General features: G+C 51.7%; 27 protein-coding genes. 9 read left to right on the top strand and 18 right to left on the bottom strand.

What is annotated here, in order from left to right; all coding sequences use genetic code 11:
* Positions 1 to 47: 47 nt before the first annotated feature.
* Positions 48 to 536 carry a CinA family protein gene (locus tag ACK5LI_RS06630; protein ID WP_416947449.1) on the bottom strand — a complete coding sequence of 163 codons (489 nt, stop codon included), beginning with the start codon at positions 534 to 536 and terminating at the stop codon, positions 48 to 50.
* Positions 537 to 656: 120 nt separating this feature from the next.
* On the opposite strand from ACK5LI_RS06630, the gene ACK5LI_RS06625 reads away from it, so the two are divergent.
* From ACK5LI_RS06625 to ACK5LI_RS06600, 6 genes are all read left to right on the top strand, one after another.
* Complete coding sequence (locus tag ACK5LI_RS06625; RefSeq protein ID WP_416947447.1) at positions 657 to 1,436, top strand: hypothetical protein; 780 nt, start codon at positions 657 to 659, stop codon at positions 1,434 to 1,436.
* A 120-nt stretch (positions 1,437 to 1,556) separates the two neighbouring features.
* Positions 1,557 to 2,762: a cytidine deaminase gene (locus ACK5LI_RS06620; protein ID WP_416947445.1), complete on the top strand. Its 1,206-nt coding sequence runs from the start codon at positions 1,557 to 1,559 to the stop codon at positions 2,760 to 2,762.
* 30 nt (positions 2,763 to 2,792) lie between these two features.
* Positions 2,793 to 3,140 (top strand): PilZ domain-containing protein, encoded by a 348-nt coding sequence (locus ACK5LI_RS06615; protein WP_416947443.1) that lies wholly within the window; start codon positions 2,793 to 2,795, stop codon positions 3,138 to 3,140.
* 143 nt (positions 3,141 to 3,283) lie between these two features.
* Entirely contained in the window at positions 3,284 to 4,267 is a 984-nt protein-coding gene (locus ACK5LI_RS06610; protein WP_416947441.1) for a glucokinase, read from the top strand.
* 44 nt (positions 4,268 to 4,311) lie between these two features.
* Positions 4,312 to 5,022, top strand: a complete 711-nt coding sequence (locus tag ACK5LI_RS06605) for a TVP38/TMEM64 family protein (RefSeq protein ID WP_416947438.1) — start codon at positions 4,312 to 4,314, stop codon at positions 5,020 to 5,022.
* Positions 5,015 to 6,481, top strand: coding sequence for a dihydrolipoyl dehydrogenase family protein (locus ACK5LI_RS06600; RefSeq protein ID WP_416947435.1), 1,467 nt, complete (start codon positions 5,015 to 5,017; stop codon positions 6,479 to 6,481). Before ACK5LI_RS06605 ends, ACK5LI_RS06600 begins: the two co-directional genes overlap by 8 nt.
* A gap of 310 nt (positions 6,482 to 6,791) precedes the next feature.
* Here the strand turns inward: ACK5LI_RS06600 and ACK5LI_RS06595 are convergent, their stop codons facing one another.
* The 16 genes from ACK5LI_RS06595 to ACK5LI_RS06520 form a co-directional block, all read right to left on the bottom strand.
* Positions 6,792 to 7,247 (bottom strand): hypothetical protein, encoded by a 456-nt coding sequence (locus ACK5LI_RS06595; RefSeq protein ID WP_416947433.1) that lies wholly within the window; start codon positions 7,245 to 7,247, stop codon positions 6,792 to 6,794.
* Positions 7,248 to 7,332: 85 nt separating this feature from the next.
* Complete coding sequence (hisA, locus tag ACK5LI_RS06590) at positions 7,333 to 8,070, bottom strand: 1-(5-phosphoribosyl)-5-[(5-phosphoribosylamino)methylideneamino]imidazole-4-carboxamide isomerase (protein WP_416947431.1); 738 nt, start codon at positions 8,068 to 8,070, stop codon at positions 7,333 to 7,335.
* A complete protein-coding gene (locus ACK5LI_RS06585; RefSeq protein WP_416947428.1) occupies positions 8,067 to 8,717 on the bottom strand; it encodes a hypothetical protein in 651 nt (216 codons plus the stop codon). Before ACK5LI_RS06585 ends, hisA begins: the two co-directional genes overlap by 4 nt.
* Complete coding sequence (gene hisB, locus ACK5LI_RS06580; RefSeq protein WP_416947426.1) at positions 8,717 to 9,307, bottom strand: imidazoleglycerol-phosphate dehydratase HisB; 591 nt, start codon at positions 9,305 to 9,307, stop codon at positions 8,717 to 8,719. The genes ACK5LI_RS06585 and hisB overlap by 1 nt, the downstream gene beginning before the upstream one ends.
* Positions 9,308 to 9,344: 37 nt before the next feature.
* The gene (gene tatC / locus ACK5LI_RS06575) at positions 9,345 to 10,091 is read right to left on the bottom strand and encodes a twin-arginine translocase subunit TatC (protein ID WP_416947540.1); all 747 of its coding nucleotides are present in this window, start codon (positions 10,089 to 10,091) and stop codon (positions 9,345 to 9,347) included.
* 371 nt (positions 10,092 to 10,462) lie between these two features.
* Positions 10,463 to 10,840: a Sec-independent protein translocase protein TatB gene (tatB, locus tag ACK5LI_RS06570; protein ID WP_416947424.1), complete on the bottom strand. Its 378-nt coding sequence runs from the start codon at positions 10,838 to 10,840 to the stop codon at positions 10,463 to 10,465.
* A 36-nt stretch (positions 10,841 to 10,876) separates the two neighbouring features.
* Positions 10,877 to 12,427, bottom strand: coding sequence for a glutamine-hydrolyzing GMP synthase (gene guaA, locus ACK5LI_RS06565; protein ID WP_416947422.1), 1,551 nt, complete (start codon positions 12,425 to 12,427; stop codon positions 10,877 to 10,879).
* Positions 12,428 to 12,475: 48 nt separating this feature from the next.
* Positions 12,476 to 13,933 carry an IMP dehydrogenase gene (gene guaB, locus ACK5LI_RS06560; protein WP_416947420.1) on the bottom strand — a complete coding sequence of 486 codons (1,458 nt, stop codon included), beginning with the start codon at positions 13,931 to 13,933 and terminating at the stop codon, positions 12,476 to 12,478.
* 383 nt (positions 13,934 to 14,316) lie between these two features.
* On the bottom strand, positions 14,317 to 14,931 hold the full coding sequence (locus ACK5LI_RS06555) for a tetratricopeptide repeat protein (protein WP_416947418.1): 615 nt from the start codon (positions 14,929 to 14,931) through the stop codon (positions 14,317 to 14,319).
* On the bottom strand, positions 14,921 to 15,061 hold the full coding sequence (locus ACK5LI_RS06550) for a CcmD family protein (protein ID WP_416947416.1): 141 nt from the start codon (positions 15,059 to 15,061) through the stop codon (positions 14,921 to 14,923). The genes ACK5LI_RS06555 and ACK5LI_RS06550 overlap by 11 nt, the downstream gene beginning before the upstream one ends.
* A gap of 11 nt (positions 15,062 to 15,072) precedes the next feature.
* Complete coding sequence (locus ACK5LI_RS06545) at positions 15,073 to 15,765, bottom strand: cytochrome c biogenesis protein (protein ID WP_416947414.1); 693 nt, start codon at positions 15,763 to 15,765, stop codon at positions 15,073 to 15,075.
* Positions 15,766 to 15,814: 49 nt separating this feature from the next.
* Complete coding sequence (locus tag ACK5LI_RS06540; protein ID WP_416947412.1) at positions 15,815 to 16,492, bottom strand: heme exporter protein CcmB; 678 nt, start codon at positions 16,490 to 16,492, stop codon at positions 15,815 to 15,817.
* Positions 16,486 to 17,133, bottom strand: a complete 648-nt coding sequence (gene ccmA, locus ACK5LI_RS06535; RefSeq protein ID WP_416947410.1) for a heme ABC exporter ATP-binding protein CcmA — start codon at positions 17,131 to 17,133, stop codon at positions 16,486 to 16,488. Before ccmA ends, ACK5LI_RS06540 begins: the two co-directional genes overlap by 7 nt.
* Complete coding sequence (locus ACK5LI_RS06530) at positions 17,123 to 19,048, bottom strand: heme lyase CcmF/NrfE family subunit (protein ID WP_416947408.1); 1,926 nt, start codon at positions 19,046 to 19,048, stop codon at positions 17,123 to 17,125. The genes ccmA and ACK5LI_RS06530 overlap by 11 nt, the downstream gene beginning before the upstream one ends.
* Before the next feature lie 124 nt (positions 19,049 to 19,172).
* Positions 19,173 to 19,586: a cytochrome c maturation protein CcmE gene (locus ACK5LI_RS06525; RefSeq protein ID WP_416947406.1), complete on the bottom strand. Its 414-nt coding sequence runs from the start codon at positions 19,584 to 19,586 to the stop codon at positions 19,173 to 19,175.
* A gap of 134 nt (positions 19,587 to 19,720) precedes the next feature.
* Entirely contained in the window at positions 19,721 to 20,758 is a 1,038-nt protein-coding gene (locus tag ACK5LI_RS06520; protein ID WP_416947404.1) for a hemolysin family protein, read from the bottom strand.
* 303 nt (positions 20,759 to 21,061) lie between these two features.
* On the opposite strand from ACK5LI_RS06520, the gene ACK5LI_RS06515 reads away from it, so the two are divergent.
* Positions 21,062 to 21,724, top strand: a complete 663-nt coding sequence (locus ACK5LI_RS06515) for a D-glycero-alpha-D-manno-heptose-1,7-bisphosphate 7-phosphatase (RefSeq protein ID WP_416947402.1) — start codon at positions 21,062 to 21,064, stop codon at positions 21,722 to 21,724.
* The gene (waaF, locus tag ACK5LI_RS06510; RefSeq protein ID WP_416947400.1) at positions 21,712 to 22,746 is read left to right on the top strand and encodes a lipopolysaccharide heptosyltransferase II; all 1,035 of its coding nucleotides are present in this window, start codon (positions 21,712 to 21,714) and stop codon (positions 22,744 to 22,746) included. The genes ACK5LI_RS06515 and waaF overlap by 13 nt, the downstream gene beginning before the upstream one ends.
* Before the next feature lie 269 nt (positions 22,747 to 23,015).
* Here waaF and ACK5LI_RS06505 read toward each other — a convergent pair whose 3' ends face one another.
* The gene (locus ACK5LI_RS06505) at positions 23,016 to 24,455 is read right to left on the bottom strand and encodes a sodium:proton antiporter (protein WP_416947398.1); all 1,440 of its coding nucleotides are present in this window, start codon (positions 24,453 to 24,455) and stop codon (positions 23,016 to 23,018) included.
* Positions 24,456 to 24,885: 430 nt separating this feature from the next.
* Here ACK5LI_RS06505 and ACK5LI_RS06500 point away from each other — a divergent pair, with 430 nt between their 5' ends.
* Positions 24,886 to 25,476, top strand: coding sequence for a TrmH family RNA methyltransferase (locus ACK5LI_RS06500; protein ID WP_416947396.1), 591 nt, complete (start codon positions 24,886 to 24,888; stop codon positions 25,474 to 25,476).
* Positions 25,477 to 25,536: the final 60 nt, after the last annotated feature.

Raw genomic sequence — 25,536 nt, 5'->3', positions numbered from 1 at the left:
TCTGAATGTGTTTCTGATCCTGTGAAATCAAGGTTTCAAAGGAGTGCTCAGACTTTGATTAGTAACTGCAATCCGTTAATCCCTTGCTCAACTGTCTGAAGTCTTACAGATTCTCTGTCTCCCTCAAATAAAAAGTGCTGACTGGATACAAGGCCGTTCACGCACCAGCCAATCCAGACGGTTCCCACTGGTTTGAGGGGGGAGCCACCAGCAGGACCAGCAACGCCGGATACTGCAATGGCAGCCTGAGTATGCAGCAGCCGGCAGGCTCCAGCGGCCATTTTTTCCACGACAGGGGCACTTACCGCACCATAGCTGACAAGGGCCTCCTCGTTCACACCCAGTACATGCTGTTTGACGGTGTTGGAGTAAGCAATAATACCGCCTGTAAACCAGCTTGAACTTCCTGCCACGGATGTAAGATAAGCCCCGATCAATCCGCCGGTACATGATTCTGCCGTAGCCAGCATCATATCCTTGCCAAGCAGTGTGCTTCCCAGCAATTCTATGGCTTGGGTCAGATTAGTTTTACTCATGATTACTCCTTTAATGAGGCCGTACCATGCGCGATTATGGCAGGCAATGTCTGCAATCGGTTGCTGCATGCGACTGCTGCGGATAGAGTGCCATATCTGACGACCAGAGGAGATACTCTGATGGCGTACGAACGTGATTACACGGAAGCTTTGCAGACAGAACTGCTTACCGAAATGGCAGATAGTTTTTTTGGGGAACGTTGCGCAGTAGAAAAGCAGATGGAAGCTTTGCAGGCTAAGGAGCCGATGCTGCAAGAGTTGTTGCATAATGCGTGCTGTGCTTTGTTGCGTTTGGAATGGCTGCTTGGGCGCCAGCTGCTGGAGCTCCTTTTAGCGGAGCTTGAGATGTCTGTAGATAACAAGTTGTATATGTATGCCGTATCTGACGACGCGTCGGACCGTGGTCAGGTATGTGAAGTAGATACGACGGGCCTAGTTTTGGTGAAGCTTGCCCGAATTTTACCGGTAAGGTGGTTGAAGCAGAAAGCTTACGGGGCGATTGTATGCCGTGCATGGAAATTGTTTGCAGCAGCCTGTGAGCGTTATATGGATGGTCCTGAACTGAATGTTGCCGAGCATGGAGTAAAAGGACGCGGGTTAGGCTATGAAGGTTATATGCAGCGTGTTACGGATATTAACAGGAAAGTACACTTGGTTAATGTAAATCATGCACCATCGTGCATTATCGGTATGATGGAGTCGTTGGACGTTGGCGCCCAGCGTCAGCAGAAAGCTGCCGGTGCTGTACGGCAAGGCTATGCGACCAGTCTGGATGACTCGCTTTGTATGGTGGAAATGACTCCCCCTGCGCAGCTGGTTCCGCTCCCGTTGATTGTTACCGATCCCGGTACGCTGCAGATAGTACGATGGTACGCTGCACAGGCTTTTGTAAAGAGATGAGCAGGGCGTATGTACCCTAGGGCTAAACTACAGCCCGCATATGCCGAAAAGGATATATGTACAGGTACATGGTGTCGCTACAGGCGGCTCCATGCGCATTTAAACATACGAGGGTAGTTCATGTTGTCTTATACCGCTGAATCACAGATATACCGTAATGATAAGAAAACATCGCGGGCTCTGGTATGCGTGATGTTTATGTTTGCGTTTATTGTTGTTCCCTTCCTTGGTTATCAGCCTGCACATGCCGCGGCTCCTCTTAAAGTAGTTTATGGTTTCGACAGAGAGTTTCCGCCGTTTTCCTTTGAAGAGGCACAAGGGGTGCCTACAGGGTTTGATGTGGAACTGCTACAGGCTATTTTGCGGGACAAGCCGGTAAAGCTGATCCTGCGACCGCTTTCGTGGGATCAGGTGCTGGTAGAACTGTCTGCAGGTAATATCAGCGTTACATCGGGAATGGCTAAAACCCCTCAGCGCGAGTTGCTGTACCGCTTTGCAGAACGGCCTACCCTGCCTTCCAGAATCATGCTGTTCACCAAAAATCATAATCGGGTCGGTAACGTCCGTTTGCTGCGGGGGCAGCGGGTAGCAGTGGAAAAGGGCTCGTTGCAGCAGCGGGTGCTGGAAGGATTTGGCGGACTGAACATTAAGCTGTTCAACACGAAGATTGATGCACTGAAGGCGTTGTATAACGATGAAGTTGTCGCTTACGGGGGGCCGGAAAGAACAGCCACTTACTATATAAACAAGCTGAAGCTTGGCGGTATTTCCACCGTGGGAACGCCGTTAAATATTACGGATGTGTTTTTTGCCGTGAACAGGGAACAGACAGCACTGCTCAAGATGATGAACGATGGCATGCTGGAAGTCATGCGAAACGGTGAATACGACAGAATTTACCGCAAATGGTTTGTGCCTGAACTGCTGCCGGAAGAACGGCAGGAACTGATCAAGCAGGCCAAGCAGGCGACGATTAATTCTTATGCTCCGTATTCCCGTGTGGCTTTGGGGGCTGCTGTCCTTACCCATTCCGGTAAAATTTTTACCGGCTGCAATGTTGAAAATCCTATGCTTAACCTGAGTCAGACAGCACTGAAGACGGCAGTGGTGAAGGCCGTTTCAGATGGTGACATCGGAATCAGGGCTATAGTGTCAGTGGATTCCGACGGCAGGGTACTTCCTCCTTCCGCTTCGGACAGACAGTTTTTATATGAGTTCGGACGTGGTATACTTTCTGTTCTGGAACCTGAAAAAGGTGTATATGAAGAAAGAATGCTGTCTGAACTTCTGCCTGAACCTTATGTAAGGCGACCTGAGGAGTTCTAGATCGGCCAGCTTGTGTTACGGAGGTTTGGAATGGACGAAAGACGCAGACGGCTGCGGGTTCCCGCCCAGTATTCTGTCCATCTGGAATATCAGGGCAGTAGAAGTCTAGCTCAGACACTTGATTTGAGTTTACGAGGTGCTTTGTGCATTGCGGGGGCTCCTATGCCGGAAGGTGCAGAGTGCACTTTTCTGCTGACACTGGAAAACGGTATTGTCCTGTCTGTTGATGCACAAGTGGCAAGAGTGGATGCTGATGAGACAGCGTTGCGGTTTACGGGAATGCCTCCGGAAACATACATTCACCTGCGCAACATGATAGAACTGCTGTCGGGAAATGCCGATGACGTTGAGGCAGAGGAAGTGATGCCGTTTCAGTAACTGCCAATGCCGTTTGCTGTGCTGGCTGCTCTTCATTCAGGGTTCTTGCTTTGCGAACTCTGCCAAGTTGTTTATGATGCGGTCTGATACTGTTGCACTATGATATGCAGCAATATCAGGCCGTTTTTTTTGAAGGAGGTGTCATGAAGCGTATTCTTGCTATTGATATCGGTGGAACAAACAGCCGTTTTGCTGCTTTCAGACTGGATGATGGCGGCGTTCTGCATTTTGATGACAGCGTATGGCTTTCCACTCAGGATGCAGGCTCGTTTGACGGATTGCTGAGCGAGCTTGCAGAGAAAGGCTTTTCTCTGCTGCCCAAAGACGCGGATGTTATGGTGGCTGCGGTGGCAGGGGCTATTGAAAAATCCGGAACGTATTGCAAAATATCCAATGCGTCATGGGCGGTTGATCTGGGAACTGTGTGCGGTAAGTTTGCTATCCGGCGGGGCCGGCTGGTAAACGATTTTGAAGCTCAGGCCTTTGCCTGCCTTTCAGACGCAGTGGCAAATGCGGAAACCGTGCTGGAAGGAACCGCTGTTGATGCAGCACCTGTTGCTGTTATCGGCGGTGGGACAGGGCTTGGAAAGTGCCTGCTGGTTTGCGATGGTGTAGGACGATACATCACTGTTCCTTCCGAGGGGGGACATTCTGTTTTTCCGTTTGTAAACCGTGAAGAAATGGAATTTGCAGAATTTGTCCGCAGTACAACAGGAAGGCCTCAGGTTATCGGAGATCTTGTTGTAACCGGTACCGGTCTGCGTTTGCTGCATCAGTTTCATACCGGAGAGAAAATGTCTTCGCGCGAGGTGGCAAAAAAACTGGATCAGCACCCTGTGGTGCTGGAATGGTTTGCCCGCTTTTATGGTCGCGCATGTCATGATTATGTGCTGGAAACCATGGCTCTAGGCGGAGTGTATATTGCCGGCGGGCTGGCTTCCGGTAATCCAGTGCTGGTTATGCACCCTGAATTCGGCCGCGAATTTGTGCTGAGCGACGTTCACGGACATCTGCTTAAAAATGTTCCCGTCAAGCTGAACAGAAACGAAGAGTCGGGACTGTGGGGGGCGGCAGTGTGCGGAGTGCAGATGCTGAAAACAGACAAGCTTTCCGGTGTAGTGGCCTAATTGTACATAACGCAGCCTGAGCGTTGCAATGCAGGAGAGTGTGAATGAAACCTGAGGTGCTGAAGCGCCTTGCGCTGGTTGCTGTAGTTGTGCTGTTTGTCGGTATATTTTTATATAACGACTGGGGCCGTTTTTTTACGCTGGAATATGTAAAGCAGTCTCAGGCCGATTTTGCCGTTTTGTATGCAGAAAAAGGCATGTCGCTTATTGCCGTTTACATGGCAATTTATATTGTGGTCACGGCGCTCTCACTTCCCGGTGCCACTGTGATGACTTTGGCCGGTGCGGCGCTGTTCGGCTTCTGGGCAACGCTTGTCGCTGTTTCTTTTGCCTCTACTATCGGTGCAACTCTGGCTTGTCTTGCCTCCCGTTTTGTTTTTCGTGATTGGGTGCAGCGGCGGTTTGCAGATCGTCTTATGCGCATTAATGACGGCATTCGCAAGGATGGTGCTTTTTACCTTTTTTCTCTGCGATTAGTGCCCGTTTTTCCTTTTTTTCTTATTAATCTGGCCATGGGGCTGACTCCTATACGCGTTACCACGTTTTACTGGGTTTCCCAGCTGGGTATGCTTCCCGGAACTGTCGTTTATGTAAATGCAGGAAGCGAGCTGGGGGCCATCAACTCGCTTTCTGGCATACTTTCTCCGTCACTTCTCTTTTCTTTTGCATTGCTCGGTATCTTTCCTCTGGCCGCTCGTAAGGTTCTGGAAAGGGTAGCCACGTGGCGTGGCAAAAAGGAGAACATTGATGCCTAAATATGACTACGACTTAATTGTTATAGGCGGCGGTGCTGCGGGGCTTACCGTCACTGCCGGCGCATCGCAGCTGGGGGCGAAGGTTCTTTTGGTTGAACAGGACCATGCCCTTGGCGGCGATTGCCTGCACTATGGCTGTGTTCCCAGTAAGGCACTTATCCGGTCAGCCTCTGTCCGGCGGCAAATGCAGCAAGCCTCTAAGTACGGGCTGCCCGATGTCGCGCTGCCGCCTGTTGATTTTGCCGCTGTGGCACGGCGTATTAAAGATATTCAGGCTGTAATTCAGGTGCATGATTCCGTTGAACGCTTTACTGGGATGGGAGCTGATGTCCGGTTCGGGCAAGCTGCCTTTACGGATGAGCATACGGTGGAAGTCAAAGGGCAGGGTGGCGTTTTGTGCGCTACCGGTGCCAAGATTGTTGTTGCTACAGGATCTTCTGCTGCTATACCTCCTGTTTCCGGCCTGACAGAAGCCGGATTTCTGACCAATAAAGAAATTTTTTCTCTCTCCGGGCTTCCGGAGTCGCTGATCGTTCTGGGAGGAGGGCCGATTGCGCTGGAAATGGCGCAGGCTTTCCAGCGCCTCGGAACAGAGGTGACAGTGGTTCAGCGCTCGGATCAGGTCTTGACCCGTGAAGATGAAGATATGGCCGCTATTGTTCAGCAGAGGCTGGAAAGCGAAGGGGTGCTTATTCTGACCGGCACCTCTTTGCAGCATGTAGAGCGTAGCGCGGGTAGCGTACACGTTCGCCTGCTGCATAAAGGGGAAGAAAAACTTCTGAAGGCTTCGGAACTACTGGTAGCACTGGGACGCAAGCCTAACGTTGAAGGTTTGCATCTGGAAAATGCCGGAGTCTCTTATTCTGCCCGCGGGGTGCCTGTTGATGCACGCATGCGGACAAATATACCGCATATCTTTGCTGCCGGAGATGTGACCGGAAAGTTTCAGTTTACGCATGCTGCCGGTTATGAGGGGGGCATCATCATTGCCAATGCTGTTTTCCGCCTGCCTCGTAAGGCGGATTATACAAATATGCCCTGGTGTACATTTACAGAGCCGGAACTTGCCTCTATCGGTATGAACGAGCGCGTGGCAAAAGCCGCAGGGCTGCAATACTCCGTCCGGACAGAGGCCTTCAGCAGTAATGACAGAGCGCTGGCTGAAAGTGAACCGGAAGGGCGGGTAAAAATGCTTCTGAATGCGCGTGAAAAAGTTCTGGGAGTGCAGATCTGCGGCCCTCATGCCGGAGAACTTATAAATCAATGGGTGGCAATCAAAGCCGGAAATATTTCACTTTCAGCTGTTGCAGGGGCTGTACATCCGTATCCTACACTGGGAGAGATTAATAAACGTGTGGCAGGAAGCCTGCTGTCAGAGAAGCTGTTCTCCACAAAGGTACAAAGTGCATTGTGCTTTCTGTTCGGGCATCAGGGCAAGCCTTGCGGAAAGGAATCATAAAAGAGGTACGGCACAAAGAGTAGTTGATAGCTGCCGACTGGCGGTATCGTTAATCAGTTGGACAGTCGGAAAGGGGGGCCTGACTGCACGGAGTACGCTTGCGGTCTTCGCTTTCGGAGATTGAAGTTAAGCAGTTTGGCCCTTTTTACTAAAGTAATGCCCCTTAAAGTCTGTTCACTTCAAGGGGCTTTTTAAGGTCTGCATGTTTCAAGTTCCGGTGACCGGAGTGCAGGCTCCCTGAGAGTTTTTTTGATAGAGTGATACTTGGATAGCGGACTGCAATTCAGGCTAACCACCTGTTGAAAGCCTGCTATTGTAATTTGTCCGTATGTTCGATTCGTTGCATCAATACCCTCCATGATGCGAGCAACGTGTCGCTCTGGAATAAAGCACCGCGTGTTTCATACCTGTTTTCGTTGACAAATCTCAGGGCCTCGGTGGCATGTTGTCCGGTGGAAGCAATAATGGAGGATGAGATGATCGTGTCATCGACAAAAGCAAAGCAGCCAGGCACGTTTCCCAGCATAGGGCTCGTAGAATCCCATTGGACAAATGTGGCTTTCGGGGGGATTGGTGCAAAAGTGTACACCGTTTCAATATCTTGCGGCTGGGCCGTCAATATGCGCATAAAGGCATGATTTGACCATTGATCGGGTGTATGCGTGACAATAGTGCGACCCTCAACAGGAATCTCTATGCCGCTGATGTTTGAAAATCTACCGGATAGTTGCCAGAAGCCTTCCTGAAGTAAAAACGTATGCTGCATTGGAATTTCTCCAAGTGTTAAACAAGATATAAAAAAGGGGACTGAGTTCAGTCCCCTTTATTTTGCTTTGGATTGCGTGGAGGTCTTATGCCTGCTGTGCTGCTATCCAGCTCATGGCTTCTGCAAGGTTCAGTGAGCCTTCGTAGATGGCTTTACCGGTTATGGCTCCTTGCAGGTTTGCTTCACGCGTAAGGGGGTAGAGATTATACACATCATCCATGGTGGCAACTCCGCCAGCCGCAATGACAGGCAGCTCTGAACGGCGTGCGAGTTCTGCCAGCGCTTCCACGTTCACGCCGCTTTGCATGCCATCGCGGTCAATGTCGGTGTAAATGATGAAAGCGGCACCCTGTTCTGTCATGCGGGGCAGCACATCATAGACAGTAAGTCCGGAATCTTCGACCCAGCCTTTTGTCTTCAACTTACCGCCTTCGGCATCCAGCGAAACGCCGATGCGTCCGGGGAACTCTTTGCACATAGCGCCGAAGAGTTCAGGTTCTGTCAGAGCAATCGTACCGATGATAAGACGTTCAACACCGGCATCAAGGTAGGCTTTCGCCGTGGCAATATCCCGAATTCCCCCGCCCAACTGAACGGGTATGGATACACCGGAGCAGATGGTGCGGATAAGTTCTTTGTTTACCGGATCGCCGGAAAATGCTCCGTCAAGATCGATAACATGAAGCCATTTGCCACCTTGGTCCTGCCAGTGCTTTGCCATGGCAACAGGATCACCGGAGAACACGGTTTCCTGATCAGCTCTTCCTTGTTTAAGTCTTACTGCACGGCCGCCTTTGATATCGACGGCGGGAAAGATGATCACAGGCCCAGCTCCTTAATGCCTTGGTACAAGCCTTCTTTGGCAAGGTCTTCCGCAGTGATCCACTTTCCTTTGCGTTCAACAAATTTGCTGAAATTGAGCAGGTTTTCCGCAAGGGTCTGCTGAGTTTCTTCAAAATGGTAGCGGGAGACCAGAGTCTGCCCCTGCACATCCATCAGAAACAAATCCAGCGTGACGCTGGCAGGGCTGGCAGCGGTCATTTGTTTGCCTTTGCGGTCGCGCCAGTCTACGAGCTGTGGAATGAGCAGATAGTCAACATTCATGCAACGGCCCACGTTCAGCCAGTAGCCGAAAGCGCTTGTGGGGTTTTCGGCCTGACGGGCTGTTTCGATTTCCTGACATTGACGGCCTTGTTCGCTGGATACAAATTTACGCGTTGTCGTTTCGCTGAGGATGTAGGCAAAGTTCTTGTCGAGACTACCCAGCACCAGCGGGTCAACGACCTGTTGCTCTTCAGGAATATACCCTGCAAGCAGGCTGGCTGTCGTTGTCGGCTGGGTAAAGCCCGTAATGCCGATATTAATGTCAGGAAGCGGTATGGGGCCCTGTTTGGGGCTGTAACATGCACTGAGCATAAGCAGGCCGATGGCCGCAACTAACAATTTGATTGTAGAAAAGTGAATTCGCATTAATCGAGACTCCCCTTGGTGCTAAGCAGTGCATCGCGTTCTTTAGTTGCTCCGTGGCGAAGAGCAAGTCCTAACCCTTTGAACGCTGATTCCAGAAGATGGTGACCGTTTTTACCATATAACAACGAGATATGGAGATTTATTCGGGCGCCGTTCGCAAAGGATTTAAAGAATTCCCGCCAAAGGTCCGCCTCGTCTCCTGCGATAACAGGGGGTAACAGCTCCTCCCCGCGGTAGACCAGATACGGTCTGCCTGAGATGTCGAGGTTGACTTCGGTCAGGGCTTCATCCATCGGCACCTTGGCATTGCCGACGCGGGAAATGCCTTTTCTGTCTCCCAAAGCCTGAGCAAACGCTTGTCCGAGGCATAGCGCGACGTCTTCCACCGTGTGGTGTGCGTCCACATGCATGTCCCCCTTGCAAGCTATGGTCAGGTCAAAGCCAGCCCAGAACGCCATAAGAGTCAACATATGATCCGTAAACCCATGGCCGGTAGAGACTGAAACCTTACCGCTGCCGTCAACATTAAGGCTGAGCGAAATATCGGTTTCCGTAGTAGTGCGGGCTAGTTCGGCCACACGTTGCGTCATGGTTGCTCCTCTTTCAAATGGTTAGCCAGCGACTATGCTAAGCTTCAGATTCTTCAGGTTCTTCTGTTTCTTCTTCGGTTCTGGATTTTCTGCCGAAAATCTGGGCTACATAAATGCTGACTTCGTACAAAAGAAGCAGCGGGCCTGCCATCAGCAACTGAGAAACAACATCAGGCGGTGTCAGAATTGCTGCAACAATGAAGAAGCACAGCGTGGCAATCTTACGGCCTTTACGCATTTTTTCTGCGGTAAGTATGCCGATGCGTGCACCAAAGAATGCAAAAAGAGGCATCTCAAATATCAGACCGAATGCGATAAGCAATTTTAGAGAAAAGCTGAGGTACTCTCCAAGCTTGGGCATTGCCTGAATAGTTTCGCTGTTGAAGCTCATAAAGAAATCAAAAGCGAATGGGAAAACAATAAAATAACCGAAGCAGGCTCCTGCTGTGAAGAATATAGCAGAAATAGCGGCCATTGGCGCTATGTACTTTTTCTCTTCATCATACAGGCCTGGAGCAATAAAAGCCCATATCTGGTAGAAAATATAGGGGCTTGAAAGGAACATGCCCGCAACGGCGGAAATTTTAAGATAAGTGAAGAACGCTTCGGGCAGCTCGGTAAAAATGAGCGTGCTTGATTCAGGCATTACCGCCAGCAGCGGAGCCACAAGGTAGTTGAAAAGCTGCTCGGCAAACCCGTAACAGGCCAGAAAGCCAATGCCTATGGCAATGCTGCATCGCACCAGACGAAAACGCAGTTCGTCCAGATGCTCCAGCAGAGTCATCGGACGCTCTTCTTCGTCCGCTTCATCCTCATCTTCATCAAAGATAGAATTGGGATGTGGTCGATCCTTCGCCGGTACAGGCGGTACAGACTCTGAAAGAGCCGGGGCGGTATCCGCCCCGGCTTCATTATTAACGTCATCAGCGGCTTCGGCAGACGGGTCATCGGCAGAATCAGGCTCTTCGCGGTCGGACTTCGGGTCCTCTGCTTCCGTGTCCTGATCTGCAGTCGCTGCTGCTTCTGCTTCAGGCTGGTTGTCGGCAGCTTCGGCCTGATTTGCATCATCAGATGCTTTTGCAGCTTCTTTGTTTTCAGAAGCAGCTACATCTTCATTCCGGTTGTCTGCGTCAGTGTTACGCTTCAGCTCGTCGCTCATGCCTTTACCTTCTCTTTCTCAGATTCGGCTTTGGGCTCTGCCTCGGCAGTCACAACAGGCTGCTGCGATTCGACGTCAGGTGCTACAGCAATATCAGGTTTGGAGCTTGCACTTTTTTCAGCTTTGGCCACAGTCTGCTTTTTCGGAGCATCATCGTCTCCGTACAGATCTTTTTTAGCTTCCTGCTTACGTTTTTCGTGCTCTTCAAGCTCTATCTCAGTGTTGATTGTCCGCTGAAAATCCGTAGAAACTCTGCGGAATTCAGCCAGTCCTTTGCCCAGAGTCCTTGCCGCTTTAGGAAGGTTTTTGGGCCCAAGAACGATTAGAGCTACAACAAGGATAACAAGAAGTTCCGTAGTTCCGATGCCGAACATAGTTAGATTTCCGCCTTTAAGCTGATTTATTGCCCGTTATTCCCATTCAATGGTGCTGGGCGGCTTCGACGAAATGTCGTACACAACGCGGTTTACGCCTTTTACCTCATTAATGATGCGACTGGAAATGCGTTCCAGTACTTCAGAGGGAAGCCGTACCCAGTCTGCGGTCATCGCGTCAACACTATCCACCACGCGCAGTGCGATTACATGCTCGTAAGTGCGATCGTCGCCCATAACCCCCACGGTTTTAAGGGGCAGCAGTACGGCAAATCCCTGCCACACTTTGCGATACCAACCAGACGCAGTCAACTCATTCTGTACGATTTTGTCAGCTTTCCGCAGAATATCCAGACGCTCTTCGGTTACCTCGCCGATAACGCGGATTGCAAGGCCGGGACCGGGGAACGGGTGACGCCAGACGATGAAATCAGGCAGACCCAGTTCAACGGCAAGCTTGCGTACTTCATCTTTAAAGAGCTCACGAAGGGGCTCGATGAGCTTCAGCTTCATGGTCTCGGGCAGGCCGCCAACGTTATGGTGGCTTTTGATAACAGCAGAGGGACCCTTGTGCGAGATAGACTCGATAACATCGGGGTACAGAGTGCCCTGAGCGAGATATTTCACGTTGTCGATCTTCTGGGATTCTTCATCAAACACATCGATGAAGGTGTAGCCGATGATCTTACGTTTCTTTTCAGGGTCTTCAACGCCTTCAAACAGCTTCATGAAGCGTTCGCGGGCGTCAATTACAGTCAGGTTCAGGTCGAAGTGTTCGCGCAGGTAGCCGGAAACTTCGTCTACCTCGTTCAGGCGCAGAACACCGTTGTCTACAAATATGCAGTGCAGGCGGTGGCCGATGGCCTTGTGCAGCAGCACGGCAACAACGGTGGAGTCAATTCCGCCGGAAAGTGCGCAGACAACCTGCTCATCGGGGCCGACCTGTTCTGCGATTTCTTTAACTGCGCGCTCGCAGAAGGAAGACATGGACCAGTCTGCTTTGATGCCGGCAATCTTGAAGATGAAGTTGTGCAGAATGTGCTCGCCATCTTCAGAGTGGTGAACTTCGGGGTGGAACTGCACTGCATAGATGCGGCGTTCGTCGTCAGCCATGGCGGCAACTTCCAGCGTTTCGGTGTTGCCGATAACCTTAAAGCCTGCGGGAGCAGCCTTTACTCTGTCACCATGCGACATCCACACTCTGGAGGTTTCGCCGACCTTCAAACCTTCCCACAGAACGTTTTCAGTGCTGAGAGTCAAATCCGCAGGGCCGTATTCGCGGGTTTCGGAGCAGGAAAGTTCGCCGCCGAGGTTGTGTGCCAAAAGCTGCATGCCGTAGCAGATGCCCAGTACGGGGACACCAAGCTCCAGCAGACCCTTATCAAGAGTAGGGGAGTCTTTGCCCAGTACGCTGGCAGGGCCGCCGGAAAGAACAATGGCAGAAGGCTCCATAGCCTTCACTTCTTCCGCGGTGACAATGCAGGGGTGTATTTCGGAATATACTCCGGCTTCGCGGATACGGCGTGCAATCAGCTGAGTAACCTGCGAACCGTAGTCCACGATAATGACTTTATTCTGCTTTTCCATTCTGCTTCCTCCGGTGTGATATAGTGCACACCGCTTGGGAAAGGGTTGTTACTTATCGATATTATAGTTGGGCGCTTCTTTGGTGATGATCACATCGTGAACGTGTGATTCACGCAGACCGGCAGGGGATATCTGAACCAGATTGGCTTTTTCGTTCAGCTCTTTGATGGTAGCTGCGCCAGTGTAACCCATGCCGGAGCGCAGACCGCCCACAAGCTGGTAAATGGTTTCGCCCACGGGGCCACGGTAGGGAACACGACCAACGATGCCTTCAGGGACAAGCTTTTTGGACTTTTCCTGGAAGTAACGGTCCGAGCTGCCTTCCTTCATGGCGTCGATGGAACCCATGCCGCGGTAGATTTTGTAAGTACGGCCCTGATACAGAACTGTCTCACCCGGGCTTTCTTCGGTACCGGCAAGCAGAGAGCCCAGCATGATGGTGTTTGCGCCTACTGCAAGGGCTTTTACCACGTCGCCGGAGTATTTGATGCCGCCGTCAGCAATGATGTGGCGGTCAAATTCTTTTGCCGCTTTTACGGCTTCCATTACTGCGGTGATCTGAGGCACGCCCACTCCGGCAACAATGCGGGTGGTGCAGATTGATCCGGGGCCGATGCCTACCTTGACAGTGTCCGCGCCTGCGGTGAACAGAGCCTTGGCTCCTTCATAAGAAGCTACGTTGCCGGCAACCAGTTGGCAGTTGGGGAACGTGCTTTTGATCATTTCAACAGACTTCAGAATGTTTTGGGAGTGCCCGTGGGCGGAATCCAAAACAAGGAAGTCGGCTCCGGCGCTCAGCAGTGCTTCTGCACGCTTTTCGCACTCGTTACCGACTCCGATAGCAGCCCCGACACGCAGGCGACCTTTGTCGTCTTTGCAGGCCATGGGGTATTTCTGCACCTTATCAATGTCTTTCATGGTGATAAGGCCACGCAGGTGATTTTCTTCGTCAACAACGAGCAGCTTTTCAATGCGGTGCTCGTGCAGGTGGTGACGGGCTTCGTCCAGAGTGGTGCCCACGGGCACGGTAACCAGACGTTCGCTGGTCATTACTTCGCGGACTTTGGTGCCGTCGAGGTTGGTGACAAAGCGCACGTCACGGTTGGTAAGAATACCGACCAACTCGGTGCCTTTGACCACGGGCAAACCGGAAACACGGTATTCTGCCATCACCTGCAAGGCCTGACCAACCGAATAGTCGGGGTCAATGGTCACAGGGTCAATGATCATGCCGCTTTCAGATTTTTTGACCTTTTCGATTTCAAGCTTCTGCTCATCGATGGTCATATTTTTGTGGATAACACCCACACCGCCGTTACGAGCCATGGAGATGCCCATGGCAGACTCTGTAACGGTATCCATAGCGGCGCTGATGATCGGGATGTTCAGCTTGATCTGGCCGGTCAGCATGGTCGAAACGTCCACCTGATCCGGCGTGATTTCGGAGTAGCCGGGAACAAGCAACACATCGTCAAAGGTCAGAGCTTTGCCAAGAATCGTGCTCATGATATTTCTCCAAACAGGTTTCCGTCAGACGGCGGAGCCTAATCGGACAAGGGCGCCGCCTGCGCTATGCCGTATTCCCTCGGGCGGGAAAGCGGTTTAAAATCAAAGAAAGTTAATCGACCTTAGTAGTGCTTTTATGTGTATCATGTCAATAGACATCAGGCGTTCGCTACAGCGTGAAGCGTGTGAATGTGGTGAATTTTCGGGCTTCAGATGAGTGTGCGGTGAAGAAGAGAAAGTTGTACAGCCCGATGGTTTGTCTGCCTGAAATATACCGGATGAAACACAAACGGGCAACAGGACTGAACTCCTGTTGCCCGAGGTTTTATGGGTGGGGTGCTGGCCGGCCGGACCATGGTTATGGTGCAGTGCCGGCTTCATATTTATTTGTCCCCGTGTGCCTTGCGCGCAAGTTCGTCCTGTGCGCGTGCTTTCAGCTCGTCGCTGGCCTGATCTGATGCCAGAATAGCTTCAAGGTGAGGCTTGGCTTTGTCCGGCTGGTTAAGGAAATGCCCGTATAATACCGAAAGGTTGAATCGGGCCATGGGGTCGTCCTGTAACGCAAGAAGCTGTTCAAAGGTGTCGGCAGCTTCCTGATGCTTACCCTGCTGATACAGGGTTATTCCCAGCATATAGAGAGGGCCGGTGTCTCCGGGAGTTGCTATGACAAGCTTGTTCAGGAATGTCTGAGCTCTGTCCCAGTCTCCGGCATCCATGAATCGCTGGGCCAGCGTTTCAAGAACTTCTGTGTTATTGGGGTCTTCCTGCATCATCCGCATAAGCTGAGTAAGCTCATCGGTGGATGCCTGATCCATCATCTGTTCCTGGCTTGCCTGCTGGGGAGCCCTGCCGGGTTTTGTCAGAGAAGGATGATTCATACGATAGATAAAAGACGTGGCAAGCATGACAACAAGGGATACACCCAGCGCTGCCAGTATTGCTTTGGTCACTTTATGGGATGGGCCGAAAGCGGGGCCCTGAGTCGCATTATTTGTCATCGTTGATAAGCTCCATTTGGCGGATACGCTTGTCGAGCTGAGTTTGAGAACGGGCAATAAAGAATACATAGGCGCCCACGCCCAGCCATACTGCGGCGTTGGCCATAAGCAGCCAGTTGGAAGAATCCATGCGGGGCCTCCTTACAGGTCGTCTGTTGTTGCTATTGAATCAAGCCTGTCAGTGTCTGCCAGTTGCCTTGTTCTGATTGCGGTAAGCGCAAACCAGAGAAAGCCGAAACAGGCAACACATACCAAGGCCGTTGTCATCATTTCCGGCTCCAGCCCGCCGCCACGGCTTGCAAATACCGAAGGGTGAATGGAGCGCCATAAGCGTGCGGAAAAGAATACCAGCGGTACATCAATGAAAGCGATAATGCCGAGTACAGCACATACGACTGCGCGGCGTTCGCGTGCAAGCCCCATGGAGCGGAGCATCAGATAACCCGCATATACAAACCACATTACAAGAGTAGTGGTAAGGCGCGGGTCCCATGTCCACCAGACGCCCCAGGAGTGGCGTCCCCAGATAGAGCCGGTAACAAGAGCAAGTGCGGCAAGCAGTACGCCGACTTCAGCAGCGGCACCAGCTAGGTTGTCCCAGAACCATATTCTTTTTTTCAGGTACATGGCACTGGCCACGAATACCGTAAAAAAGCTGATCAACGACCACCATGCCAGCGGCAGGTGGAAGTAGAAAATCTTTTGTACGATGCCCATGGTCTGTTCCATCGGGGCATACACGAAGATGAAGTATTGGCTTATTGCCAATGCCAGACCCGCAAGCAGTGCAGAGTATTGCGGCAGCGCGGTGCGGGGACTGTAAGAGTCGCGCATGTGTACCTCGGTTTTCGTCTTCAAATCAGGCAGCAGGCTGCCCGTATAGTTAGCCTTCCCCGCTGTAAATGAAGGGGAAGAGAATTAGTCCTGCGCCCAGAAAAAGCGCATCAAATGCAGCGGCAATGCCTATCCATGACTCTGCGCCTTCGGGCAGCTGGCCGGAAAAGGCTGCTGCACCGATACGTATACCCGCCAGCAGGGCAGGTATAAGCAACGGAAACAGAATGATACTGAGCATGGATTCCTTTGCAGCCTGTCCCTGTGCCAAAGCACCCAACAACGACCCCAAAGCGATGATGCCGATATCGACCAGCAGCACGATAAGGAGTCCCGTAGGCCACATTGCCGAAACAGTTTGTCCCAGAAAGACAATCGCTGCGGGGATGAAGATCAGCTGAGCGCATAACAGCAGCAGCAGACCGGCAATGCCTTTGCCAAGCCATACGGCCTGGATGGGCATCGGAGCCAGCAGCAGGCCGAAGCGCGCGCCGTTCACTTCTTCCAGACTGTATAACGTATTGAATATAAGAACCTGACAAAATGCGGAGGCCAGCCAGAAGATGGCCGCCGCACCTTGGGGTGACATTACTTCACCAATCTGCTGGGATAAGCTGAATACAAAGATCAGCAACAGTCCCATCAGAAGAGCCTGAGTCAGGCCGGTGCCACGGGTAATTACAAGCCGCAGGTCTTTTGCTGCAATGCGTGTTGCGTTGCTTAGCATACTGCCTCCGGAATGTACTCTGCGGCAGGGCCGTTGTATTGTACGCGTTTATCGCCGATGGCGATGACGGCATCGGCAATGGTAAGGTCGTCCGCCACAGAGTGGCTGATCCATACCAGACCGGCACCGCGCGTGCGGGCTTCTTCTATTTCGCGCCGCAGCATCGCCATAGACCGTACATCAAGTCCTGTTCCCGGCTCGTCGAGCAGGATGAGATCCGGCTGCAGCAAAAAGATGCGTGCCAGATTAAGTCGCTGTGCCATGCCGCGTGAGAAGCTGCCTGCCCGTTCATGGGCAAATCGCTTCAGCTCCACACGGTCGAGAGTGGCAAGCAAAGAGGCTTCATCCGTTTTTGTCCCGTGCAATCCTGCCCAGAACGCAAGGTTCTCACAGGCGGAAAGGTCGGGATAGATAAACGTCTGATGCCCGAGGTAGCCAATTTTATGTTCTTCGGCATTGCACTGCACCCGTCCCGCAGAAGGACGGGCCAGACCGGCCATTATGCGCAGCAGAGTAGACTTGCCTGCGCCGTTCGGGCCGGCCAGCAAGGTGATGGAGCCAGACTCGACAGTCAGGCTGACATCTTTGATTACCAGCTTGGTGCCGTAGAACTTGGCTACTTTTTCCAGCTTAAGCAGCATGTTCCTGCACCGGCTCTGCGTTGTTTTTACGTCTGCGTACACTGCGCATTCCCAGCAGAGGAAGCAGGCTGGCAACAGTGCTGCCGATCCACAGCCAGTTGACAAGCGGGTTGATGCTGACGCGCAGCACTACCTTGCCGTCCTGAGTGACTCCAAGCAGAGTTGCGTATGGTTCACTGCCCAGAGTGGGAATGATAGCCGCTTCTGCGTACTGGTTCTGGCTGAAGTTGTTATAGATACGACGCTGAGGATGCAACGTACCCACAGGCTTGCCGTCTCTGGTTACTTCCAGTTCGGCTTCGATGAAGATCATGTTGGGAGCTTCACCTTCGAACAGGGCTTTGTAAGTAATTGTGTAGTTGTCCAGATTGACGGATTCATTCTGGGCAAGCTCAACTTCTTTTTCCACCTTGTACGGACCGGAGAACGCAACCCCCAGCACCATGAGCAGCAGGCCGATGTGCACACCGTAAGCAGCAAGGGAGGACCTGTTTTTACGCAAGTGCGGCTCCGTGCTGAACAGCAGGATTATGCCTGCAATGGCGGCAATGGCACCGGCTGCGCCCAGAAGGGCCATAGGAATGCGGATACCGGCAAAGAACAGGCCGCCGGCGACAGCTACAAACACAGCGCCGACAATTGCCGCATGCTTTGCGTTGCGCAGACCTTCTTTCCAGCCCAGCCAGGGGCAAATAAGCAGCATCAGAGTCAGCATGACAAAGAGAGGCAGACAGACTCTGTTGTAGAATGCAGGTTCAAGTCCTACGGGGTTCGCGCTCCAGAATTTGGAGAAAACAGGCCACATTGTGCCCATCAGAATGATGACACTGAGGGCCAGCAGAACCCAGGCGACGATGACAAGGAATCCCTCGCGGCTTGCAAGACCGGAGAGAGGCTCTCCCTTTTCTTGCGGGAAGATACGGGGGACAATGATTGCAAGTGCGGTAAAGGCAAGGATGAAGGTCAGCAGGGGCGTGCCCACACCGCCGTCGCCGAACGCATGCAGCGAGTCCACAACTCCGCTACGCACAAGGTACGTTGCAAAGAAGGCCGAGATGGTCGTCAGGGCCATAAGGAATATGTTGGTCTTGTGCAGCTTGTTACGACGTTGCTCAATGATGGCAGTGTGCAAGTAGGCAGAAGCTACCAGCCAGGGAATGAGCGAAGCGTTTTCAACAGGGTCCCATGCCCAGTAACCACCCCATCCCAGCTCCATGTAGGACCACCAGCAACCCAGCATGATGCCGGCTGTCAGTGTTGCCCATGCGATCAGGGTAATGTTACGGCTGGCTTCGATCCATGAAACTTCGTTTTTGGAGTTACGGTTCATAGCCTGCGCCAGCGCAAGACAGCCGGGAACGGCAAAACCACCATAGCCCAGAAACAGCAGAGGCGGATGGAAGATCATGCCGGGGTTCTGCAGCAACGGGTTGAGGCCGTTACCGTCGGCAGGCGCAGGGTTTACTGTCATGAAGGGGTTGCTCCACGTTGTGAGCAACAACATGAAGAACCCCTGAACAATCATGAAGAAAATCCAGAAGTACAGTTTAGTGCCTTGGGAAAGGTGCTTGTACCCGTCTGTGCACATAAAGTAGACGCCCGAAAGCGCTACACATAATGCCCAGAAGAGTAGTGAACCAGCCTGACCGGCCCAGAATGCCGTTACGCGGTAAAACGTAGGCAGCAGTTTGTCAGTGTAACTGCCAATATAGACGTTGCTGAAATCAAAAGTGACAAGGCCATACAGTAGAATCAATGAGGCCAGAGACATCAGGCCTGTGACCAGCAGCTGGCCTTTTTCCATCCAGTGCAGGGCGTTGTTACGCCCGTGCCAAACCTGTGCGATGCTCATGCAGCTGAAGCCCAGAGCAAAAAGCAGACAGGCTGAGAGCAAAAAATACCCCGTAAGGTGCATGTGGTCTCCTTTACAGGATTATTTCATACGGCAGAGCCGCGTTTACGCGTAAAAAAAGAAGGGAAAGAGAGAACGGTTTGCAAAAAAGGCCGGCGGCAGCCGGCCCTGATTGTTTGCCTTATAGCTATTCCCGATTTTCCTTCTGGTACTTCGAGGGACACTTGGTCATCAGAGTTCTGGCGACAAATGTACCGGATTTGGTATCAACTCCGCCTTCCACGATGACTTCTGCACCGGGTTTGAATGTGTCAGGAACGGCTCCTTTGTATTCAACCCACATGGTGCGTATGGTGTTTTCTTTGTCTTCAATCTGGAACTTGACGCCCGGGCCCTCCTTGGTGTGCTCCAGTCCTTCGGCTTTTACTGTGCCGAAAAGACGGACTGAATGCAGGTCATCGGGGGGCATGGCCAGTGCCTCGGAAACGTTCAGGAAGTAGACGCTGTTCTGGGATAAGCCGGAAAAGAGCAGATATCCTACGCCGCCCAGAAAAAGCATAAGGGCCGCGATGTAGATGGTCTTGCTGTTTTTTTTCGGCATGGATTCTCCGTGTGTTACTGGTTCTGAACGGTATCTATAAGAAATGCGGAAACTCGTGGCTTGTTGCACCGCAAATTATTTCGAATGTTATCTGCCTTTACGCAATACGGGCTTTCCCGACGGGAATCAAGACTTCAGGACTCTTTACTATTCGTTAAATTGGCCCTTCTTGTACGTGCAAGTTGTTGTAAATCAACAAATTGATCTGATTCGTCAACTATTTCCTTACCGAGAATTTCTTCTAATACGTCTTCCAGACTAACGACTCCTGCTACTCCTCCGTACTCATCCAGAACCACAGCAAGGTGTACCCGACGCTCAAGCATTTGCGTCAGCAGCCTGTCCAGAGTCAATGACTCCAGCACAAAGGTGACAGGGGTCATGATTTCGCAGAGACGTGTCATATGCCTGTCAGCGGCTACTTCCTGCAAGACGTGCCGTCGCATGACAATGCCGACCATATCCTCGTTGTCGTCCTGCCATACCGGTATTCTGCTGTAGTTCCAGAATCCGGGTTGTTCATGCGCAGCTTCAACCGTCATGTCTGCCTGCAATGAAAATACAACGGTCCGGGGAGTCATTATTTCTTCCACACGCTTTTTATCCAGAGAAAGAATGTTCTGGATAGAAATCTCTTCGTATGGCTTTAATACGCCGGACTTGCGCGAAAGGCTGACCAGCGCCCTGATATCTTCTTCGGATGCTTCCGGTCTGGTTTTTCTTGGCGTGAGCAACTTTGTAATCCATCCGCCGACGATTATGATGGGCGAGAGTGCCCATACAAGAAAATTAAGCGGGGCGGCAACAGCGCTAGCCAGCGGACGGCAATATGTAACTCCCAGAGTCTTGGGGATGATTTCTGAAAAGACCAGAATGACAACGGTAAAACATGCCGCAAAGGTAGCCATATATTCTGCGCCGAAAACTTTGGCAGCAGCAGCACCCGCAATGGAAGCTCCGGCGGTGTTGGCAACAGTGTTCAGAGTGAGCACTGCCGTGATGGGCTTATCTATGTTTGAGCGTAGTGAAAAAAGCAGTTCACCGGAACGTTTGCCCTTTTTACGCAGCTGTTCGATATGGCTCCATGGTACTGAGTACAGGACAGCTTCTGTAACAGAGCAGGAGGCTGAAATGATGACGGCAAAAGAGACAGCCAGAATAAATTCGAGCATAAGGGGTGCGTGACCTCTACTTTACAGGTGGGTGGGATGCAAAAAGAAATTGCAGAAAAAAGCGAGAGTGCGCCATAGAAAAAGAGTATAGCAACGCGTTGTTAAATTTTCAACAAATGAGGCGGCGAATTTCGGCGGTGTTCCTCCCTGATTGCTACGCTTTGTATTTCTGCTTTCGGGGTAGCTGGTTCTTGCAAAAAGCCATGGGGCATGCCATGTAACCAGCCTTGCCGCTTGTTGAGTATAAGCGTGTTTCTGATTCATTTTGTTGCTGGTAACCCCGTTTTTACTCAGGAGATACCGTTGCCTTGTATTGATTCGATTCTTTTGGATCGTGACGGAACCATAATCATTGATAAACACTACTTATGCGACCCTGATGGCGTAGAGCTTATTGCGGAAGCAGGCGAGGCGCTGGCGGCCGCTTGTGCCGCGGGGAAAAAACTGTTTGTCGTGACAAACCAGTCCGGCATCGGTCGTGGTATGTTTTCTGAAGAACAGTACCAGCAGTGTCGTATCCGGTTGGATGAAATGCTGCAGGCAGATGGTGCGGTTGTCTCTGCCTCTGTGCATTGCCCGCATACTCCTGACGCGACACCTGCAAAGTGCCTTTGTCGGAAGCCTGAAATAGGTATGTGGCGCATGCTTGAGTCGGCCTTTAGCCTGAATGCGGGCAAAAGTGTGATGATCGGGGATAAATATGCAGATGTGGCTTTTGGCAAAAATGCCGGTCTGGCCGCAAGTATCCTTGTTTTGACAGGTAAGGGCATGGCAGAAGCTGAAAAGCTGGGGCTGGGTGTACAGGCTGATGAAGCTGCGCAATTGAAAGGGTGGGTCGATATTCGCAAGAACGATGTATCTGCTGCTGTCGGGGATACTTTTTTACCTGATGTTGTCGCTTATAATCTTGCAAGTGCCTTACGTTGGGTGACTACTGTGCTGGAGGATGACGCGTGCGACGCATAGCTGTATGGAATACTGCTTTTCTCGGAGACGCTGTTCTTACACTTCCGCTTATCCGCACTTTGAAAAATGCTTATCCAGATGCAGAAATTGATTTTTGGGTGCGGAAAGGATTTGAAGGCCTTTTTGCCGCGCAGCCGGAACTGGCAGGCGTATATGGTTATGACAAGAACGGTGCGCAGAAAGGGGCCAAAGGCGCTCTTAAGCTGGGACGTGAACTTGCCGCACGTAATTACTCGCTGTTTATTTCTGCACATACCAGTTTCAGAAGCGGGATGATTGCCCGGTGGTCAAGCGCCAAAGTGCGTATCGGTTACAAGTCACCTTGTATCAACAGATATTTTTATACGCACACAGTGTCGCGAAGATTTGCCGAACTGGAAGAAATAGAACGGCTTCTGGAACTGGTTAAGCCGTTGGGTATTTCTGCAGTGCAGGATTGGCCTGAACTGGTTTTGCCGGAGCAGGCAGAGCAGAGCGCAGAACAGTTTGTTGCCCGCTATGTGCGTGGCCCTGTAGTTGGTCTGCACCCCGGTTCTGTGTGGGGAACGAAACGCTGGCCTGCTGCTTCCTACGCAGAAGTCGGTTCACGTGCGGTTGCTGCCGGTGCGCAGGTGATACTGTTTGCAGGTCCCGGTGAAGAATATATGGCGCGTGATGTGCTTGAACGAATCGACACGGCAGGAAAGCAGGACGCGGTTCTTGATCTTTCCGGCAAGTTAACATTACCGGAACTTGCTGCGCATCTAGGGCGGCTGGGATGCTATGTGACCAATGATTCAGGTCCCATGCATCTTGCGTGGGCTCAGCGTACTCCTGTGACTGCGGTGTTCGGGCCTACCGTACGTGCGTTAGGTTTTTATCCCAGAGGTGAAACCTCTGCTGTTTTAGAAGCGGATGTTGAGTGTCGCCCGTGCGGTCTGCATGGCCCTCAACAATGTCCCAAAGGGCATCATAGATGTATGACGGAAATTACTCCGGAAGCAGTCTGGAGTGATGTGAAGTCTAAGCTTTTCGGAGAGTAACACGGTAGCTGTGTTTGAATAGTAAGGCCCGATGCAGGTAGTATCGGGCTTTTTTTGTGCCAACTACATGAGAGTTGTAGCAGGGAGGCGCATGGGCGTGTTTGATGCCGCATGATGCTACCATTGGCTGGTGTTATTACGCCTGATTTTCAAAAAGATTCGGGGGCGGAAAAAATTTTCCGCCCCCGATTTTTGTCCATGAATGGGTGCCCAGGAGGAGTCCTGCCCTAGGGCACCCACATCATGCTTCTGCTTTCTTCCAGGCCCGACTAGAAGAAAACGAATGATACAACTACGAAGATGGGGATCAGGATACCACCGGACCACATCATGTAGCCAAAGAAGCTGGGCATCTTAACACCCTGATCTTCTGCAATGGAACGAACCATGAAGTTGGGAGCGTTACCAATGTAGGTGTTAGCGCCCATGAACACTGCACCGGCAGAGATAGCCAGCAGCGTCTGGGACAGGTCGTTCATCAGGTGTACTGCGTCGCCGCCTGCAGTGTTGAAGAACACGAGGTAGGTCGGAGCGTTGTCAAGGAAGCTGGAAAGAATACCGGTCAGCCAGAAGTACATGGTGTTAACAGGCTGGCCGTCGTGGCTTACCATTTCGATAACGCTGCGCAGGGCTCCGGATTCGCCGGCCTTAAGAATCGCGATGGCGGGAATCATGGAAATGAAAATGCCGGAGAACAGTTTTGCAACTTCTACAATGGGGAACCAGTTGAAGTCGTTCTTTCTGCGGCTTTCGGGGTCGGTCAGCTTCAGAGAGAGACCGGCGATAACAAGCAACAGAATGTCGCGAACGATGTTCTGCAGTTCGACAGGTACGTGGTAGAGGTCGACGCTTACGCCGGGCTTCCACAGGCCGCTCAACAGAACAGAGCCCACAACGCCGACAAGCAGCAGCAGGTTGATTTTACCTTCAAGGCCAAGCTTTTCGCCGGAGTTGTCCACCTCAGGGGTGGGCTTGCCTTCTTTGGCAAACAGCATGGTGTCCAGCACAAAGTACAGTGCCAGCAGAAGAGATGCTACCAGAATCATGGGAACCAGCATATGGCTGGTGGTCCAGAAGAAGGAAACACCTTTCAGGAAGCCGAGGAACAGTGGCGGGTCACCGAGCGGAGTCAGCGAGCCACCGATGTTGGCAACGAGGAAGATGAAAAATACAACAGAGTGCACTTTGTACTTACGGTGAGAGTTTGCGCGCAGCAGGGGGCGGATAAGCAGCATGGCTGCGCCGGTGGTTCCCATCCAGCTGGCCAGTACGGTACCGACAAGCAGCAGGCCGGTGTTCACAAGCGGAGTACCTACCAGTGAACCGGTCAGACGCACGCCGCCTGCAACGGTAAACAGGGATAGCAGCAGGATGATGAACGGGATGTATTCAAGGAAAAGGGTGTGGATCAGCTCGTACAGTGCAAGCGAAAATCCGAAGTTGAGAGTAAAAGGAACTATGAAGGCAAGCGCCCAGAAAGCGGAAACCTTGCCAAAGTGGTGATGCCAGAAGTGCGGTGCGGCAAGCGGGAAGATAGCGATGGAGAGCAGCATGCAGGCGAAGGGGATTACCCACATTACGCCAAGCTGAGCCCCGTCAAGATGGGGGGCACCATGACCGCCTGCTGCCAGTGCAAGACAGGGTAGCAGAGATACCGCAATAATGGTCAGTACTGCGGTAAAAAGTTTAGAAAAGCTCCAACGGTTCACCGTTCCTTGCCTCCTTGTTTGAAAAAAAGCTGCCGAACTGAACTTGGGGAAGACTGGCAGCTACTAAAATAAGCGTTAAATGAAACCAAAAAACCGCCTGTATCTAAAAATGGTGAAACAGGCGATACTTGCGGTTTGCCCAGAGCAATCGCAAATGCCTTTGAAGTTCTACCGGACGTATGGACACTTTTCAATAGACTATAGTGTTAATAACTGAAAAAAAGTCAGCATGTTGGGAAATAGTTGTTGTTTTTTGGTGTGTTGCGTTAGACATCGTGAACAGCCGATATTTTTTATGTGCTGCAAAAAGTTGCACAAGCCGGTTGTCTATAAAACCGTGCGGGGTGACAGGCGGGGCATAACACTGTATGTAACGCGGGCCCGTACAGCGGGTAGATCAGTTATTACGACAACAATTGGTGGTATTATTATGACGAAAGAACGCACTTCAGCCCGTGTGCAAAAAATCGAACGAGTTCTCTCGCTCCGGCAAAAGGATCTTACGCTCGTTCTTGCCAATATTCACGACCCGCATAATGTTTCCGCCATTTACCGCAGCTGCGATGCTTTTGGTGTGCCCGAGGTGCATCTTTACTACACAGATACACCGTTTCCTTCGTTGAGCGGACGTTCTTCCGCTTCTGCGCGTAAATGGGTAGCAACTAAACGGCACGATGACCCCGCAGAGCTTGCTGCTGCTCTTAAAGTAAAAGGATGCCGTATCCTTGCAACCAGCTGTTCACCCGATGCCCGCCCGCTTAATGAATGGGACATGGTGCAGCCTACTGCGATTATTATGGGCAATGAGCACAGCGGTGTGGATAAAGAGTTGATGGATATCATCGATGGAGAAGTGTACATCCCGATGTTTGGTATGATTCAAAGTTTTAATGTTTCCGTGGCGGCTGCGGTTATTCTCGCCGAAGCGTCAAGGCAGCGCCAGCTTGCAGGAAAGTACGATGTTCCTACATATCCGGATGAAGAGTATTCGGCACAGCTTGATGCGTGGCTAAATAAGTAATCGCGCAGACCCCAAGGCACCGTCAGGTGTTATGTGCGAAAGAAGAAAAATTAAGCAGTC

The sequence above is a fragment of the Oleidesulfovibrio sp. genome (assembly GCF_047973035.1).
Taxonomy (GTDB): Bacteria; Desulfobacterota; Desulfovibrionia; order Desulfovibrionales; family Desulfovibrionaceae; genus Oleidesulfovibrio.
This window is presented reverse-complemented; position numbering and strand designations above follow the sequence as displayed.

Coding starts and splice junctions, on each gene's coding strand:
- ACK5LI_RS06630 (WP_416947449.1), bottom strand. CDS start 536: ATGAGTAAAACTAATCTGACCCAAGCCATAGAATTGCTGGGAAGCACA.
- ACK5LI_RS06625 (WP_416947447.1), top strand. CDS start 657: ATGGCGTACGAACGTGATTACACGGAAGCTTTGCAGACAGAACTGCTT.
- ACK5LI_RS06620 (WP_416947445.1), top strand. CDS start 1,557: ATGTTGTCTTATACCGCTGAATCACAGATATACCGTAATGATAAGAAA.
- ACK5LI_RS06615 (WP_416947443.1), top strand. CDS start 2,793: ATGGACGAAAGACGCAGACGGCTGCGGGTTCCCGCCCAGTATTCTGTC.
- ACK5LI_RS06610 (WP_416947441.1), top strand. CDS start 3,284: ATGAAGCGTATTCTTGCTATTGATATCGGTGGAACAAACAGCCGTTTT.
- ACK5LI_RS06605 (WP_416947438.1), top strand. CDS start 4,312: ATGAAACCTGAGGTGCTGAAGCGCCTTGCGCTGGTTGCTGTAGTTGTG.
- ACK5LI_RS06600 (WP_416947435.1), top strand. CDS start 5,015: ATGCCTAAATATGACTACGACTTAATTGTTATAGGCGGCGGTGCTGCG.
- ACK5LI_RS06595 (WP_416947433.1), bottom strand. CDS start 7,247: ATGCAGCATACGTTTTTACTTCAGGAAGGCTTCTGGCAACTATCCGGT.
- ACK5LI_RS06585 (WP_416947428.1), bottom strand. CDS start 8,717: ATGCGAATTCACTTTTCTACAATCAAATTGTTAGTTGCGGCCATCGGC.
- hisB (WP_416947426.1), bottom strand. CDS start 9,307: ATGACGCAACGTGTGGCCGAACTAGCCCGCACTACTACGGAAACCGAT.
- tatC (WP_416947540.1), bottom strand. CDS start 10,091: ATGACTCTGCTGGAGCATCTGGACGAACTGCGTTTTCGTCTGGTGCGA.
- tatB (WP_416947424.1), bottom strand. CDS start 10,840: ATGTTCGGCATCGGAACTACGGAACTTCTTGTTATCCTTGTTGTAGCT.
- guaA (WP_416947422.1), bottom strand. CDS start 12,427: ATGGAAAAGCAGAATAAAGTCATTATCGTGGACTACGGTTCGCAGGTT.
- guaB (WP_416947420.1), bottom strand. CDS start 13,933: ATGAGCACGATTCTTGGCAAAGCTCTGACCTTTGACGATGTGTTGCTT.
- ACK5LI_RS06555 (WP_416947418.1), bottom strand. CDS start 14,931: ATGACAAATAATGCGACTCAGGGCCCCGCTTTCGGCCCATCCCATAAA.
- ACK5LI_RS06550 (WP_416947416.1), bottom strand. CDS start 15,061: ATGGATTCTTCCAACTGGCTGCTTATGGCCAACGCCGCAGTATGGCTG.
- ACK5LI_RS06545 (WP_416947414.1), bottom strand. CDS start 15,765: ATGCGCGACTCTTACAGTCCCCGCACCGCGCTGCCGCAATACTCTGCA.
- ACK5LI_RS06540 (WP_416947412.1), bottom strand. CDS start 16,492: ATGCTAAGCAACGCAACACGCATTGCAGCAAAAGACCTGCGGCTTGTA.
- ccmA (WP_416947410.1), bottom strand. CDS start 17,133: ATGCTGCTTAAGCTGGAAAAAGTAGCCAAGTTCTACGGCACCAAGCTG.
- ACK5LI_RS06530 (WP_416947408.1), bottom strand. CDS start 19,048: ATGCACCTTACGGGGTATTTTTTGCTCTCAGCCTGTCTGCTTTTTGCT.
- ACK5LI_RS06525 (WP_416947406.1), bottom strand. CDS start 19,586: ATGCCGAAAAAAAACAGCAAGACCATCTACATCGCGGCCCTTATGCTT.
- ACK5LI_RS06520 (WP_416947404.1), bottom strand. CDS start 20,758: ATGCTCGAATTTATTCTGGCTGTCTCTTTTGCCGTCATCATTTCAGCC.
- ACK5LI_RS06500 (WP_416947396.1), top strand. CDS start 24,886: ATGACGAAAGAACGCACTTCAGCCCGTGTGCAAAAAATCGAACGAGTT.